The 14,419-nt window shown below is 70.8% G+C and carries 13 protein-coding genes; 3 read left to right on the top strand and 10 right to left on the bottom strand.

The features are described 5' to 3' along the window. Window positions 1-66 precede the first annotated feature (66 nt). Complete coding sequence (locus OHU34_RS43200; RefSeq protein ID WP_405764021.1) at window positions 67-1,221, bottom strand: ScyD/ScyE family protein; 1,155 nt, start codon at window positions 1,219-1,221, stop codon at window positions 67-69. A 464-nt stretch (window positions 1,222-1,685) separates the two neighbouring features. Between OHU34_RS43200 and OHU34_RS43195 the strand changes: the two genes are divergently transcribed. Beyond that, on the top strand, window positions 1,686-2,867 hold the full coding sequence (locus OHU34_RS43195; RefSeq protein WP_142270687.1) for a ScyD/ScyE family protein: 1,182 nt from the start codon (window positions 1,686-1,688) through the stop codon (window positions 2,865-2,867). A 78-nt stretch (window positions 2,868-2,945) separates the two neighbouring features. Here the strand turns inward: OHU34_RS43195 and OHU34_RS43190 are convergent, their stop codons facing one another. From OHU34_RS43190 to OHU34_RS43165, 6 genes are all read right to left on the bottom strand, one after another. Next, the gene (locus tag OHU34_RS43190; protein ID WP_142270688.1) at window positions 2,946-3,812 is read right to left on the bottom strand and encodes an RNA polymerase sigma-70 factor; all 867 of its coding nucleotides are present in this window, start codon (window positions 3,810-3,812) and stop codon (window positions 2,946-2,948) included. Window positions 3,813-3,816: 4 nt separating this feature from the next. Further along, window positions 3,817-4,386, bottom strand: coding sequence for a carboxymuconolactone decarboxylase family protein (locus tag OHU34_RS43185; protein ID WP_142270689.1), 570 nt, complete (start codon window positions 4,384-4,386; stop codon window positions 3,817-3,819). Window positions 4,387-4,590: 204 nt separating this feature from the next. Further along, window positions 4,591-5,613, bottom strand: a complete 1,023-nt coding sequence (locus OHU34_RS43180) for a ParB/RepB/Spo0J family partition protein (protein ID WP_405764024.1) — start codon at window positions 5,611-5,613, stop codon at window positions 4,591-4,593. 375 nt (window positions 5,614-5,988) lie between these two features. Beyond that, on the bottom strand, window positions 5,989-6,828 hold the full coding sequence (locus tag OHU34_RS43175) for a nuclear transport factor 2 family protein (RefSeq protein WP_142270691.1): 840 nt from the start codon (window positions 6,826-6,828) through the stop codon (window positions 5,989-5,991). Between the two features lie 78 nt (window positions 6,829-6,906). Further along, window positions 6,907-7,785, bottom strand: coding sequence for an aromatic prenyltransferase (locus tag OHU34_RS43170; RefSeq protein WP_142270692.1), 879 nt, complete (start codon window positions 7,783-7,785; stop codon window positions 6,907-6,909). A gap of 199 nt (window positions 7,786-7,984) precedes the next feature. Beyond that, entirely contained in the window at window positions 7,985-8,281 is a 297-nt protein-coding gene (locus OHU34_RS43165; RefSeq protein WP_142270693.1) for a hypothetical protein, read from the bottom strand. A gap of 677 nt (window positions 8,282-8,958) precedes the next feature. On the opposite strand from OHU34_RS43165, the gene OHU34_RS43160 reads away from it, so the two are divergent. Next, window positions 8,959-9,507: a hypothetical protein gene (locus OHU34_RS43160; protein ID WP_405764026.1), complete on the top strand. Its 549-nt coding sequence runs from the start codon at window positions 8,959-8,961 to the stop codon at window positions 9,505-9,507. Next, entirely contained in the window at window positions 9,504-9,686 is a 183-nt protein-coding gene (locus OHU34_RS43155) for a hypothetical protein (protein ID WP_142270695.1), read from the top strand. Before OHU34_RS43160 ends, OHU34_RS43155 begins: the two co-directional genes overlap by 4 nt. Window positions 9,687-9,764: 78 nt before the next feature. Here the strand turns inward: OHU34_RS43155 and pcaB are convergent, their stop codons facing one another. The 3 genes from pcaB to OHU34_RS43140 all read right to left on the bottom strand — a co-directional run bounded on the left by pcaB (window position 9,765) and on the right by OHU34_RS43140 (window position 14,398). After that, a complete protein-coding gene (gene pcaB, locus OHU34_RS43150) occupies window positions 9,765-11,192 on the bottom strand; it encodes a 3-carboxy-cis,cis-muconate cycloisomerase (RefSeq protein ID WP_405764028.1) in 1,428 nt (475 codons plus the stop codon). Then, window positions 11,182-13,131, bottom strand: a complete 1,950-nt coding sequence (locus OHU34_RS43145; protein ID WP_142270697.1) for an FAD/NAD(P)-binding domain-containing protein — start codon at window positions 13,129-13,131, stop codon at window positions 11,182-11,184. Before OHU34_RS43145 ends, pcaB begins: the two co-directional genes overlap by 11 nt. 289 nt (window positions 13,132-13,420) lie before the next feature. Further along, a complete protein-coding gene (locus OHU34_RS43140) occupies window positions 13,421-14,398 on the bottom strand; it encodes a 3-oxoacyl-ACP synthase III family protein (protein WP_142270698.1) in 978 nt (325 codons plus the stop codon). Window positions 14,399-14,419: the final 21 nt, after the last annotated feature.

The raw sequence follows: 14,419 nt of genomic DNA, 5'->3' as shown, positions 1-14,419 counted from the left end.
GCGGCGTGGCCGCCGGTGTATTGCGCGGTGGGTGCCGTGGTGGCGGGGAAAGGGCAGCTGTACCGGTCAGCGGGCCGGGAATTTCAGGAGCTGGCCGCTGGTGCCGAGTACGTTGTTGGTGACGTAGATGTCACCGTTGCGGCTGACGGTCACGCCCGCGGGCATATTCAGGCGGTTGCCGGTGTCGATCGGGGTGAGGGCGCCCGTCTTCTTGTTGATCCGGGTCAGCGCGCCGGGGCCCGGGTCGGCCGGCGGGAGCGAGGTCCTGGTGCCGTAGGACAGGGCGATCAGGTCGCCGTTGGGGGCCAGGGCGAGGTCGGTGACGTCGGTCAGGCCGGTGGCGAAGACGGTCGGCCGGCTGCCGGGAACGTAGCGCCAGACACGGCTGAGGCCCTCGTGCATGCCGCCCATGGTGGCGAGGTAGAAGGCGCCGTCGCGGCCGCGCACGATGCCGGTCGGCACCGCCTCGGTCTGGCCGGCCGGTGCCAGCGGCTGACCGGCCGGGGAGGCGGCGGGCAGGATGCTGTTGGGGAAGACGAACTCGGTCGTGGTGGTGCCGTCGGGGTGGACCCGGATCAGGGTGTTGGCGGCGGCGTCGGTGACCAGGAAGTCGCGGCCGTCCCTGGCGAAGTTGTGCGGGTTGGAGAAGACCTCGTTGTTGCCGAGCACGGAGTCGGGGTCGAGCCGGCCCTCGTGGTCGGCGAGGTCCCCCAGGGCCCTGCCGCCCGCGATGCTCAGTGTGCCCAGCGGCGCCGCGTCCGGGCCGAGGGCCGCACGGATGGCGGGGGTGCCGTTCAGGCCGTAGACCACACGGTAGGTGCCCTTCGCGGTGGCCTCGGCCTGGATCGCCCCGTTGACCGCGGTGCTGCCGTCGGCCCGGACGCCCATCTCGGAGGGCAGGCCGGTGACGACACGGCCCTGCCGGGAGCCCTTCACCCGGTAGAGGGAGCCGGTGAGGCCCAGGCACCGGGTGCCCGGCGTCGTGCAGGGGCCTCCCGAGCCGTTGCCGGCCTCCGTCACCAGGACCGAGCCGTCGGCCTGGACCCGGACCGCGCGCGGGTTGTGCAGGCCGCTCGCCACCACCACGGGCGCGGCCTTGGGCGGGTGGGCGGCGGGCGCGGCCCGGGTCCCGGCCTGGGCCGGGATCGCCGTCGCCGTGAGGCCGGCCGCAACGGCCGCCGCGAGGAAGGCCCCCGCCCAGGACTTGGATGCTTTCGACATGTCACTCCTCAACTTGGCACGCCCTCCGCGAGTCAGGGGCGAATCCAACCGGCGGTCACCATAGACGCAGGAGTTCACCGGAACGCAGTGTGCGACACCGGACATTCCGCGGTTGAACACTGGCCACCGAGGCTGAAATCAGCAACCCTTCAACTCCGAGCAGCAACTCGCCTCCTTTCACGCGAAAGGCGGCGCCCCGTGCGGCAACGTGCGCGGTAATCCGCGGGCTTGTGTGTCTGTGCAAGGCGGAGAGTTGTTCACCCGAGCCGCTCCGGAATCCTGTCGTCCGCGCTGTGTCCTTGTCTGCGCACGGCGCAGAAGGGCCACTGGTTCTTCATCTCCGTGGCCGCAGGTAATCGCGGAATCCGCGATGTTGCACACCGCGTTCCGGCAGAACTCTCGTATTTGTGGTGTCGCCGGTTGGATTCGTCCCTGACTGCGGGGGCGTCAAGTTGAGGAGTGTCATGTCGAAAGCATCCAAGTCCTGGGCGGGGGCCTTCCTGGCGGCGGCGGTCGTGGCCGGCCTCACGGCGACGGTGGTCCCGGCCCAGGCCTCGGCCGGCTCGCAGGCGCCCAGGGCCGCGGCCGCCCCCGTGGTCCTGGCGAGCGGTCTGCACAACCCGCGGGGCGTGCGGGTCCAGGCCGACGGCTCGGTCGTGGTGACCGAGGTCGGCAGCGGCTCGGGGGCCCCCTGCGCGGCACCGCCGGTCGGTGCCCCCCTGGCCCGGTGCCTGGGCTTCACCGGCTCCCTCTACCAGGTGAAGGGCTCCACGCAGAGCCGTATCGTCACCGGTCTGCCCTCCGAGCAGATCGTCCGCAGCGACGGCCTCACCCGCGTCAACGGGGCGATCCAGAGCGAGGCGACCGCGAAGGGCGCCTACCGTGTGGTCTACGGCCTCAGCGGCGTCCCCGCGGACCGTGCGGCGCTCGGCGCGGACGCGGCGCCGCTGGGCACGCTGAGCATCGCGGGCGGCAGGGTGCTGGGGGACCTGGCCGACCACGAGGGCCGGCTCGACCCGGACTCCGTGCTCGGCAACAACGACGTCTTCTCCAACCCGCACGACTTCGCCCGGGACGGCAAGGACTTCCTGGTCACCGACGCCGCCGGCAACACCCTGATCCGGGTCCACCCCGACGGCACCACCACGACCGAGTTCGTCTTCCCCAACAACGTGCTGCCGGCCGCCGCTTCGGCCTCCGGTGCGCAGTCGTCCGCCGACGCCACGGTGCTGGCGGCGCCGGCCGGACAGACCGAGGCGGTGCCGACCGGCATTGTGCGCGGCCGCGACGGGGCGTTCTACATCTCCACCATGAGCGGCATGAACAAGGACCTCACCCGTATCTGGCGCTATGTGCCCGGCAGTGCGCCGACCGTCTTCGTCAGCGGTCTGACCGACGTCATCGACCTCGCCCTGGCCCCCAACGGCGACCTGATCGCACTGTCCTACGGCACCGGCCCGGCGTCCGCCCTGGGTCCCGGTGCGCTGACCCGGATCAACAAGAAGACGGGCGCCCTCACCCCGATCGACACCGGCAGCCGGCTGAAGGTGCCCTTCGGGCTGGACGTCAGCGCGAACGGTGACGTCTACGTCACCAACGACATCGACACCACCGGCGAGCTGCTGAAGTTCCCGGCCGCCGTCTGACCCGGCCGCCGGTGGACCGCCCGCTGCTCTTGCGGCGGGCGGTCCGCTGCCGTGGGGCCGGCCGGGTACGGGCGGCGGCTACCGGGCGAGTTCGGCCGGTTCGTCGATCCGGGTCAGCTTGCGCGGGTTGCGCACCACGTAGACCCGGGTGACCCGCCCGTTCTCCACCTCGAGGCTCACCGCGGCCGGCTCGCCGTCGAACTCGATACGGCCCGCCGGCGCGCCGTTGAACCACACGGCCGTCGTCTCGAACGCGGCCACCACCCGGTTCGCGCGGGCGAGCAGCTCCGCCACCGGCTGGGCGCCGTGGACCGGAGCCAGCACGGCGGCGACCAGTCCGCCGCCATCGGCGACCAGGACCACGTCCGGCGCCAAGACCTCCAGCAGTTCGTGCAGTTTCCCGGTGCGCAGCGCGGCCAGGAACCGCTCGAGCACGGCCTGCTGCTCCGACCGGCTCACCTGCACCCGTGGCCGCCGGGCGGCCACGTGTTCGCGGGCCCGCCGGGCGATCTGCCGCACCGCGGCCGCGGATTTACCGATGGCCTCGGCGATCTCGCCGTAGGGCATGTCGAAGACCTCGCGGAGTACGAACACCGCCCGCTCCGTCGGCCCGAGCGTCTCGAGCACGGTCAGCATGGCGATGGAGACGCTCTCCGCGAGTTCGACGTCCTCGGCGACGTCGGGGCTGGTCAGCAGCGGCTCCGGCAGCCACTCGCCGACGTATTCCTCACGGCTGCGTGACAGTGTCCGCAGCCGGTTGAGCGCCTGCCGCGTGACCACGCGGACGAGGTACGCCCGCGGATCACGCACCTGTAAGGGATCGACATCGGCCCATCGCAGCCAGGATTCCTGGAGCACATCCTCCGCGTCGGCCGCCGACCCGAGCATCTCGTAGGCGACGGTGAAGAGCAGGCTGCGATGGACGACGAACGGATCATCGGTCATGGCGTCATGCTACGGCCGGGCTCTGCGCACGCTGGGCCAGCGGAATCTCGCACGACTCGGAGTAGCCCTGCGAGGTGATGCCGTGCGCCGTGTTGATCCTGGTGGCCAGGTTGGCGTAGCCGATGAACACGGTGAGCTCGACCAGCGCCGCGGCGCCGAGCCGCTCCAGCAGGCTCGCCGACAGCTCGTCGGTGACGGTCGGCGGCGTGTTCGTCATGGCCTCGGCGTATTCCATGACGTCCCGCTCGAGCGGGGTGAAGACGTCCGATTCCCGCCAGCGCGGGATCTGGCTCGCCTTGTTCATGTCGAGGTTCTGGTGCTGTGCCGCGAAGTAGTTGATGTCGAGGCACCAGCTACAGCCGACCTGCGCCGCGACGGCCATGTGGGCGAATGTCTTCAGGCCCGCGTCGGCGTAGTCCCACTGGGCCACCTTGCCGGAGAATTCCTGGTTGTCCAGGGCGACGTCGGGGGCGTTGTACACCACCTCGACGGGCTCGGGCACGGCGCCGAGCTGCTTGAGCAGGCTTTCCCGCAGCTCGGTGGGGAGCTCTACCTTGGGGATACGCGGTGTCATGGTGTTCTCCTCGATCGGGTGGCCTGTCGGCCTGTGCGGCATGAAGACACCGCCCGGCCCGCGAATGTGACATCCGCGGCCGGTCGGCCGGTCCCCCGCCGGCTTCCCGGGTGCGGGCCCGGCGGGACGGGGTGGGGTGGGTGCGGTGGCGGCGGCGGTGGTGTGTCCGCCGCCCGGTCGGCGCGTGTGCGGTGTGCGCGGGGGTTATTCGGCGCGCTGCTGGAGCTGTGCCGCCAGTTCGCTCCAGGCGGCCGCGCAGCTACGGGCCAGGTCGGCGACCTCGGGGGCCCAGTGACAGGGCAGTCCCTGCTCGAGGGTCTCGATGCTGTCGCCGTCGACGGAGTAGTGGTGCAGCCAGCGCAGGGCGCGCCGGCCGGCTTCGTTGAGCCGCAGGGAGGGGTCCTCGCTGAGCTTGGCGAGCAGCTTCTGACGGTCCACCGGAGCGGCTTCGCGGTCGGCGGGGGCGGCGGGCGGGCGCGGGCGGTTCGTGGCGGCGGGCCGGGGGTCGCGGACGCTGCGGTAGCGGCCCGGGACGGGGTCTTCTCCGCGGTCGATGCGCTGGCGCACGTCGCGCACGGTGGCCGGGGAGAGCCCGGTGGCGCGGGCGACCTCGCGCAGGCCGGCGTCGGGCCGGTCGAGGAAGATCGCTGCGGCGCGGCGGCGGCCCTGGCCGCTGTCGACGGGGCGCATCCGGCCGTCCCGGCCGAGTCTGGTGCCGGACTGCCCGCTGTGTTGCGCGGCGGTCTGCGAACGGATGCGGGAGACGGTCTTGTCGGAGATCCCGGTGGCGGCGGCGACCGCGCGGTCCGACCACCGCGGGTGGGTCAGGATGATGCGTGCCGCCGCGGCCGCCCGGTCGGCCCGCGACAGCGGCAGACCGTGGGTGATGTTGGCCTTCACGGACAGGACGAAGGCGGCGGCCTCGTCGCAGTCCAGCAGCCGGGCGGCGATCCCGGCCCGGCCGTTGAGCAGGGCCGCGCGCACCCGGTGGGCGCCGTCGATGACGCGCAGGGTGGGGCGGTGCACGGTGATGGGGGGCAGGGCGTCCCCGGCCTCGGCGAGCATCCGTACGTGGTCCTGGTCCTCCCCGTCCAGGCGGGGGGAGTCCTCGAAGACGAGCGAGCCGATCCGGACGCGGGTGATCGGGTGCGAGGCGATCCAGATGGCCGACGGTTCGATCTCGTCGAGATCGGCGGTCGGACAGGTCAACTGCTCGGTCAGAGACAACGTGCACCTCCTGACAGCAATGCGGAAGCGGAGCCATATTTCCGGTGGCTGAGTTATTCGGATCCGTGCTGGAGGGTGCAGGCCCTGACATGTTCAGTGAATGGGGCTGTCATGTGTGTTCCGTTCCCCCGTTGTTGCGCAGATCCCCCGATGTGTGCCTATACGTGACTGGGGGCACTGGGAGATTTCCACGGGCGATCGGGGGTGTCAATGTTCTTTCTACCGGAGTGAGAGCGATCGTCTAGCGGTGGGTGAGTTTCTCTTTCACCGTCAAAAACCGCTGAAGGGGAGCTGGAGATTCCGTCGAGGATCCGGCTTGCGGCGGCTGAGTCCCCTGCCGCACGGGCGGGAACGGTGCTGCCGCACACGCCGGTTTCACCGGAGCGTGTCGAGGACGTCCTGGAAGCGGCGCGGGTCGACGTAGTCGTGGAAGGCGCTGATCAGCCCGTCCCGGAAGCGGAGGACCGCGATGGCGTCGTTGGTGTACTCCGCTCCGCCGGCGAGTGTCGCGCGGATCCTGTACTGCACGCAGACCGCGTCGGAGCCCACGGCGGGGTGGACACCGGTCAGTTCGGTGCCGAACGTCTCGTACGCCGCGAAGAGTTCGCGGTAGGCGGCGACGATCTCGTCCTTGCCCTCGATCGTGGACGGGCTTCCCTGCGGGGAGTACGGCACGGTGATCGTGCCCTGTCCGTGCCACAGTTCGCCCCACGCGTCGAGATCCTTGGCGTTCAGCAGCTCGAAGAACCGGTGTGCCGTGCCGATCGTGGCGGAGAAGAGGCCCAGGAACGCGGCGGTGTCGACGTATTCCGTGAACTCGGCGATCCGGTCGTGCTCCAGCCGGAAGATCGACGCTCCCCGGTTGCGGTAGGTGCCTCCGCCGAGCAGTTCGATCTCCAGTGTCCAGGTGGCCAGCACCCGTCGGGGGTCGCCCATCGGTTCGGCGTCCCAGGTGAACCGCGTCTTGCCGAAGAGGGCGAAGAACTGGCGGAGTCCGGCCACGATGGCGTCCCGCCCGGCGAATTCGCCGGGAACGCCGTACGGGGTGACGGGAACCCGGTACACGGCGTCCGCCGTCCACAGTTCCGCGAACGCGTCGAGGTCCTTGGCCTCCAGGGCCGTGTAGAAGGCGTGCACGACGCGGACGGCGTGCCGGCGCCGTACGTCCGGGTCCGCCGGCCGCGGCAGGCCGGTGTCATCATGTCGGTCGGTCATGGGCTCGATGATCTCCTTGCCGTGAGAAGGGTCTGGCGGTTCGGGGATCTCGCGCCCCTCGTCTTCGCGGGCCGGCTGTCACCTGAGGATTTTCCGCAGAACCTCCCACTGAAGCGGGCCGAATTGGAAGTACGATCCGACGTTGAACCATTCGCCGTCGGGCGACCACTTGACGATCGAGATGCTGAAACGCTCGCCGTCGTAGGTGTACGGAGTGCCTGTCACGAACCGTGTGATCTCCGGCTCGACACGGGCCTGGATCACCGGCAGGTCCAGGCTCCGGGCAAAGCTGATCCGCTCGATCTTCGAAGAGTCCCAGCCGAGGGTGACGTAGACCCTAAACGTCTTGGCGGCGGACTCCACCAGTTCCTGCTCCGGTTCCGGCAGGCCCAGCTCCTGAAGCATTGAAAGAATGACCTTCGGTTCTATGCCGGGGACCTGGAAGTACAGATTCGTCGTGCTGTTCCGGTAGTCGATCGCGATCATCGCGACGTCGTCCAGGCCGTGCCGGGCGAAGAATCCGGCGTTCTCGGCCAGCGCGGGCGGAATGGAGGGGACGGCGGCGAGCTGTGCCACCGACTGCACGTCACGGGGGAAGTGCACATAGACCTTGTTGAACCCGCCGACGACTCCGAAGTCGATGAGGTACTCGTCGATGGAGCACCGGTCTCGGAGGTCCGCGAGCAGGGAGCCGACGGGGTGGTCGGTCGGGTCGAGAAAGCCGTTCGCCAGCGCGTGGGCGTAGGGATCGGCGATCCGTCGGGGCACCTGGACGGTGAGGTCGAGGTCTCCCGCGTGGCGCTCGCCCGCCGACGCGCTGAAAATGACCCCGCCCTCGAACGGTGCGAAGGCGGTGAGGATCGGCCCGACCGTGTCACGCGAGCAGGGCACGTCCAGCAGTCCGGCCGCTTCCTCGATGGCTGTGCGGACCTCTTCCACGCCGGCAGTTCCGGGCATTCTTCCTCCAAGTGTCGGCATGAACCCTTACTCGAACAGGGATGTGACGATCCGTCCTCCCGAAAGAAGGACGGGCGGCGGGGGCCGCCCGGGCGGGCGGGCGCGCCGGGGGCTTGCAGGCCTCACCCTAGGAACGGCTGATCCCACAAGCCCCGTACGCACTACGGAACTTCGAGCTCACCTTCAGCGGCGCTCCGGCTCACGCCGCCGCGACGCCCTGGGCGCTCTGCCGCTCCTGGCGCTCCTGCTCGGCCGCGTACACCGCGAGGAAGGCCGCGAGTTCCCGCACCCCGTCGCCACCCGCCGCGAACACGGTCACCGGGACGCTCCGGCCGGTCCCCGCCGACAGTGTGCTGTACGCGCGCAGCGCGGCGGCCGCCAGTGCGCCCGGCGGGCGGTGGGCGCGGTCCGGGTCGGCGCCGGCCATGGCGAGGGCCTCGGCCCGCGCCCGGGAGGCGAACTCGGCCTTGTGCGCGGGCGGCTGCGAGATCGGCATGGCGGCGCTCCTCGGCGTGTTCGGAGGCGGGTGCAGCGTCTTCCCTTGAGCGGACGCGGGTGCGGGCGGACGCGGGTACGGCGTGCGGGTACGGGGGGCGGGAATGACGCCGGCGGCGGTGTGACGGCGACGGCCGGACCAGGGCATCTTCGAAAAGATCACGGCACCGGCCGCGGGCGGCGATCGGCGGCGAAAAGGGAAATTTCCAGCTGCTAGATTATCGCTCTCGTCCTGCTGGGGTGAACGTTGACACCCTTGAGCACCCATGGAACTCTCCCAGTAATCCCAGAGATTCGCATGGACAAGCGTTGGAAGGGGCTGCGCAGTACGGGGGAACGGAACGCGCAGAGCAGTCCTGCCCGCACAACGCGTCTGGGCCTGCGCCCGCCGGAACGGAACAGGAACCTTTCCGAGATTCTCCGGACGGGCCCGTTTCATGTACATCCGCGACGTCTTCCAGTGGTCTCGGCGTGCGGATCATGAAATATCACCCACTCCCCCGGGGTGCCGATAACGCATCGACTGCGCAGCAATCCGCATGGAATACGTGCGATCCATGACGATTGCGGGGCGAGCCGTCTCATGAAGGAGATTCAATGGAGTTTCAGTCATGCCCCAGGGGCCATGCCCAGGATATCCGTGCCGCTGCCGGATCCGTCCTCTGCGCCCCTTGCATCATGCAGGTGGAGCGTCACTTGCGCGCGCTTCCCGGGCTCCATCAGGAATGTCTGCACCACGTAGCGTCGACGTCCCGGCGGATGAACAATCCGACGAAAGTTTCGGGGAGCCGCAGGCGGGATCATCTGAATGTTTCCGCGCTCGACACCCGGCACAACATTCTCGCCATCCTGGAGTCATGGTCGGAAATCATCGTGGAGGAGCTCGAAACCGTTTTTCCGACCCGCTCCGTTCCGCATCTCGCACGTTTTCTGACAGTCAACCTGGAATGGCTCGCCGCCCAGCCTCCGGCGGCGGACTTCGCGGACGAGGTCGAGAGTCTCCACGCCGAGCTGCTGCGCACCATCGATCCTGAGCCGGGCCATCTCCGTGCCCTGATCAGGGAGTGCGTCATGGACAACTGCCCGGGGATCATCAGCGCGTCGCCGCCGGGCGGCGGGAGTGCGGTACGGAGCAGCATCAGCTGTTCGTCTGGACATTCATGGGAGATGCACGAGTGGCTTGCCCTGCGGCATCTCATGAATAGGCAGCGAAAGGATGCCGCATGAACAGACCGCCACGCCACAGGCTCGTGCCGACGAATGTGGCCGCCCTCGCCGCGGGTGTGTCCGAGGCGACCATCCGGAAGTGGGTGAGCCGGGGGAAGATCACCCGCTACGGGACGCCGGGTCGCTCGGAGTTCGACATAGAGGAGCTCACGGAGATCGCTCTGCAGCGTCGGCACTGACCCGGCCGGGTTCCCGGCCGGGCTCTCCTTTTCCGGGCGCCGCCCGGGCCGGGCCGGCCTGTGCTGTGCTGCGCGGTGCTAGGGCAGTGACCGGGACAACGCGCGCTCCGTCAGGGGGCCTGCGGCCCCGGTGTAGGCCTCGGCCGCGAACAGGTCGGTGAGCGGGACGCCTGCCAGGGCGGCCGACGCCCGGTCGTCCTGCCCGAGGATCTCGGCCAGCGGTTCGCCGGTGCGCGCGGAGCGTGCGGATGCCTCGTTCAGCAGGTCCCGTGCCCGCGCCTTTCCGAGCAGCGGCGCGAGGACGGCGGCGATCCTCTCGGAGACGATCTGTCCGCCGGTGATCTCGGTGTTGGCGCGCATGCGTGCCGTGTCCACCGAGAGCTGGGAGACGAGGTCCGCCGTCTGGTGCGCCGCTCCTCCGGTCAGCCGCAGAAGGGCGCGCAGCGGCTCCCATTCGGCGTGCCAGGCGCCGGCGGAGCGCTCGTCCTCGCTCAGCATGCAGCCCAGTACGGTCGCCGCGAGCTGCGGTGTCTGCAAGGCGGCGGATCTGATCACCGTCGCCAGGACGGGGTTGCGTTTGTGCGGCATGGCCGAGGACGCGCCGCGGCCCGGGGGCGCGGGCTCGTGCACCTCGGCGACCTCGGTGCGGGTCATCGACAGCACGTCGACGGCGATCTTACCCAGGGCGCCGCAGGTGAACGCGGCGGCGGTGGCCACGTCCACCACGGGGGTGCGCAGGACGTGCCATGGGATGAGGGGGGCGGACAGCCCCAGTTCGGCGGCGAAGGCCTCGGTGAGGTCCTGGACGTAGGCGGCGGGTTCGGCGTCCTGGGCGTGCTGGAGGTATCCGGCCAGGGTCCCGGCGGCTCCGCCGAGTTGGACGGGAAGGTCCCCGCCGGTGAGCCGGTCCAGTTTCTGTGCCGCGTCCAGGACGAGGTGGCGCCAGCCGGCGGCCTTGCAGCCGAACGTCGTCGGCACCGCGTGCAGGGCCAGGGTGCGGCCTGTCATGAGGGTGTCGCGGTGTTCGCCGGCGAGTGCGGCCAGCGACTGCTCGATGCGTTCCAGGTCGGTGCGGATCAGCAGCAGGGCGCGGCGGGCCACCAGGACGGTCGCCGTGTCGAGGATGTCCTGGCTGGTGGATCCGCGGTGCACGTAGGCGGCGGCGTCGGGATCCCGGGCCGCGACCAGTGCGGTGAACTCGCGGACCAGCGCCACCACGGGGTTGGCGGACTGGCGGGCCTGGCGGGCCAGGGACATCAGGTCCAGGTGGTCGGCGCGTGCCGAGCGGGTGATCACCTGTGCGGCGGTCTCGGGCACCGTGCCGAGGCGGGCCTGTGCCCGGCTCAGTGCCGCCTCGGCGTCCAGCATGGCCTGTAGCCAGGCACTGTCGGAGACCGCGGCCACGACGGGGGTGTCTGCCCAGACCGGCGAGAACAGGCCGCAGTCCGGCTGCGCCGCGGCCGGGCCGGCGGCGGTGTCCGCGGGGAGGGCGGTGTCACTGGGCATGTGCGAGTCCTTGTCCGGCGGGAGCGTCCTGTCCGTGTGCGCCGTCGCGGCCGAGCGCCGCGCGGGCGATGGCGTCGGCGTCGGTGAGTGTCACCGAGTTGACGCCGGGCCGGATGCCGGCGGCCGTCACCCAGTGCACCGACTCCGTGGGCACGCCGAAGGCGAAGCGGCGGGGGTGGGCGCGTCCGGCGGCGTCGATCAGGCGGAACGGCCGTTCGGTGACGGCCATGCCCTCGGTGCGGTAGGGGTCTCCCGTGCGGGTGCGGATACGGTAGGCGGTGCACTGTCCGGTGGCCAGCAGGTGGCGCAGGAGGGTGTCGTCGGTGCGGTTCAGTGTGATCACGGGCAGGCGTGCCTCGACAAGTGCGTCGACGTGGACCGCGGAGCGGGGCACGAGCGGTGAACTGGCGGTGTATCCGGTGCGGTCGACGCTCACCTGGATGTCCGGTCCGACGATCCGCAGGGTGTCGGCCTCGATGAGTGCCGCCATCTCCTCGATGCGCCGGGCCGGTGGGCCGATCGACAGGTGTGCGTTGAGTGGGGTGTACCAGCCGTCCAGGTCGGTGCGGTAGGAGTCGCCGTGCAGGCCGCCGTGGTCGACGGCCAGGCGGATCTCGTTGCGCAGGTCCCGCAGGACGTCGAGGGCCGCCTTGCGCGGGCCGCTGACGTTGCCGGACTTAGCTTCCGCGGCGTCCTGGCGCAGGTAGTCCAGGAGCCAGCCGGTGAAGTCCCGCGGGCCGGTGAACTCCCGGTTGCGGTAGGGCTTGGCGAGCAGTTCCCAGTCCCAGCGGTCCTTGTCGCCGATGCCGTACGCGTCGAGGACGGCGTCGGTGTGCCGCTGTCCCCAGCCGGCTCCCAGGTAGTCGGCCTGGAACCGCTGCGCGTGGGAGGTGTCTCCGCGTGACCTGAGCAGCGTTGCGTAGTAGACGGCTTCGACCTCGCGGGAGATCAGCGGCCACAGGTCGGCCTTGAAGTCGGCTCCGGAGCCGGCGTGGGTACGGCGCAGCCGGGTGATGCGTTCGACGGTGAGCAGGAGCGGCTCGTGGCGGCCGTGGGGGCCCTTCTCGTTCTCACCCCGGGCCTGGTAGGGGATGCCGCGCCGGGAGCCGGCGTGGATCAGGGGTTCCTGTCCGGAGGCGTGGTAGGTGAGCCGGCCGCCGACCTGGGTGAAGGAGCCGCCGCGGCCGACGGTGAGCTGGGCGAGGTAGTCGAAGAAGTTCAGTCCGAGTCCGCGCAGCAGCACCTTCGTGCCGGGGGCCAGGACGTCCAGGTCGACGTCGGCGGGGTTGGCCGGGGGGATGTGGCGCAGTCCTTGCCGGCGTACCTGGGAGAGCAGTTCCTGTTCGGCGGTGTCCGGGCGGGCCGGCAGATGTCCCTGGCACAGGATCACGGCGTCGAGATCCTCCAGGAGGGTTCCGTCGGCGAGCGTTACCCGCTGGTGCGGGCCGCCGGGGACGTCGTCCAGGGCCACGGCGCGGCAGCGGTGGGCGGTGACGCTGAGGCCGGCGGGCGCACCGTCGACGATGCGCCGGTAGGCCCAGCGCAGGTAGTGGCCGTAGAAGGCGCGGGTGGGGTAGGTGTCGGGGCCTAGGGCGCGGGCTTCTTGGAGGACGTGTGCCGGGTGGCCGTCGCCCGTCGTGTTCTCGGTGAGTGCCACGGCCCATTCGTGCAGGCTCGGTCCGGGTTCCAGCGGGCCGCGCAGGTCGACGCTGGCGTCGGTGAACACCGATATCTGTCCGGCGACGGTGTTCATGAGCAGGTGAGGGGACTGGTCCGTGCGCCATACCCGGCCGGGTCCCGGCGGGTAGGGGTCGACCACGTGGACGTGGACGGTGCTGTCCGGGGGCGCCGAACGGGCGTTGGCGGCCAGCCGCTCGAGCACGCAGAGCCCGCGCGGTCCGGCACCTATCACGCACACCGTTCGATGTTCCGCTGTCATGTCTACCGTTTCTGCCGATGTCGGGCAACAGAGCCAGGGCCGTACCCGGCGGGCCGCCGCGTGCGCGCCGCTGTCGCGGTGCGGGGCGGCGGTGCCGCCCCTTGTTCTGCCCGGGTCACGGGGGGGGCGGTGTGGTGAGGAGCGTGCGGGCGGTGCTGCTCGCTCCCGCGCCCGGCGGTCCTGCAAGGCCCTCGGCCGGGCGGACGCCCGGGCCTGTTCTGTCACGACGCGCGCGCGGGCGCGCCCCCCGCGCACAGTGCGGGGGGTGTGGCGGAGGTCAGGGCTCCTCTCACCACTCGACCAGTGCGAACCCCGCCGCCATGCCGCCGCCGAAGCCGGCCAGGAGGATCAGATCGCCCTGGCGGAAGGCGCCCGCGCGGGCGGCCTCGTCCAGGGTGATCGGGATGGAGGCGGCTCCCGTGTTGCCGTAGCGGTCCAGGGTCAGGTGCATGGTGGCGTTGGGAAGGGCGAGGCCGGCGAAGACTGTGCCGAGCATGACGCCGTTGGCCTGGTGCGGGATGAAGTGGCTGATGTCGTCGGGGACGACACCGGCCTCGTGCAGGAACTGTTTGGTCAGCTGCGGCACGCGGTCCTCGACGAAGCGGCGCACCGCGCGGCCGTCCATCGTGAAGTAGTGCAGGCCCGCTTCGAGGGCGGCCGGGTCGCAGGGCAGCCGGCTGCCGCCCGCGGGCACCTGGATCAGATCCGCCAGTTCGCCGTAGGTGTGCAGCTGGAGGTGGCGGATGCAGGCGCCTTGGCCGTCCGCGCCCAGGACCATGGCGCCGGCGCCGTCGCCGAACAGCACGACAGTCCTGCGGTCGAGCGGGTTGAGGATGCGCGAGTACAGGTCCGCGCCGATGACCAGTGCGTAGCCGCCCCGGCGGGCGAGCACGCTCTCGACCGCGGAGAGCGCGAACACCTCGCCGGAGCACACGGCGTTGACGTCGAACGCCGCCGCGCCGGCCGCGCCGAGGCTGTGCTGGACGTAGGCGGCTGTGGGCGGCTGCGGCCGGTCCGGGGTGGAGGTGGCGACCACGATCGCCGACAGCTGGTCGGCGGTGATGCCGGCCGATGCCAGCGCGGCCCGTCCCGCGGCCGTGGCCAGGTCCGAGGTGGCCTGGCCGGGGGCGGCCCAGCGGCGCTGGCGGATCTCGGTCTTGCGGATGATCCAGGGGTCGTCGACCCCTGCTGCCGCACTGACTTCGTCGTTGGAGACGACTCGGTCCGGCACATAGGCGCCCGTTCCCAGGATCCCGATGTCGGTCATGCTCCTGTCCTCTTTTCAAAG

Source organism: Streptomyces sp. NBC_00080 (genome assembly GCF_045041255.1).
In the GTDB taxonomy this organism is placed as follows: Bacteria; Actinomycetota; Actinomycetes; order Streptomycetales; family Streptomycetaceae; genus Streptomyces; species Streptomyces coriariae.
This window is presented reverse-complemented; position numbering and strand designations above follow the sequence as displayed.

What these genes read in the sequence shown, in the direction of transcription:
- OHU34_RS43170 (WP_142270692.1), bottom strand. Translation starts at nt 7,785, where the DNA reads ATGCCCGGAACTGCCGGCGTGGAAGAGGTCCGCACAGCCATCGAGGAA.
- OHU34_RS43175 (WP_142270691.1), bottom strand. Translation starts at nt 6,828, where the DNA reads ATGACCGACCGACATGATGACACCGGCCTGCCGCGGCCGGCGGACCCG.
- OHU34_RS43160 (WP_405764026.1), top strand. Translation starts at nt 8,959, where the DNA reads ATGCAGGTGGAGCGTCACTTGCGCGCGCTTCCCGGGCTCCATCAGGAA.
- OHU34_RS43195 (WP_142270687.1), top strand. Translation starts at nt 1,686, where the DNA reads ATGTCGAAAGCATCCAAGTCCTGGGCGGGGGCCTTCCTGGCGGCGGCG.
- OHU34_RS43185 (WP_142270689.1), bottom strand. Translation starts at nt 4,386, where the DNA reads ATGACACCGCGTATCCCCAAGGTAGAGCTCCCCACCGAGCTGCGGGAA.
- OHU34_RS43165 (WP_142270693.1), bottom strand. Translation starts at nt 8,281, where the DNA reads ATGCCGATCTCGCAGCCGCCCGCGCACAAGGCCGAGTTCGCCTCCCGG.
- OHU34_RS43190 (WP_142270688.1), bottom strand. Translation starts at nt 3,812, where the DNA reads ATGACCGATGATCCGTTCGTCGTCCATCGCAGCCTGCTCTTCACCGTC.
- pcaB (WP_405764028.1), bottom strand. Translation starts at nt 11,192, where the DNA reads ATGCCCAGTGACACCGCCCTCCCCGCGGACACCGCCGCCGGCCCGGCC.
- OHU34_RS43200 (WP_405764021.1), bottom strand. Translation starts at nt 1,221, where the DNA reads ATGTCGAAAGCATCCAAGTCCTGGGCGGGGGCCTTCCTCGCGGCGGCC.
- OHU34_RS43140 (WP_142270698.1), bottom strand. Translation starts at nt 14,398, where the DNA reads ATGACCGACATCGGGATCCTGGGAACGGGCGCCTATGTGCCGGACCGA.
- OHU34_RS43155 (WP_142270695.1), top strand. Translation starts at nt 9,504, where the DNA reads ATGAACAGACCGCCACGCCACAGGCTCGTGCCGACGAATGTGGCCGCC.
- OHU34_RS43145 (WP_142270697.1), bottom strand. Translation starts at nt 13,131, where the DNA reads ATGACAGCGGAACATCGAACGGTGTGCGTGATAGGTGCCGGACCGCGC.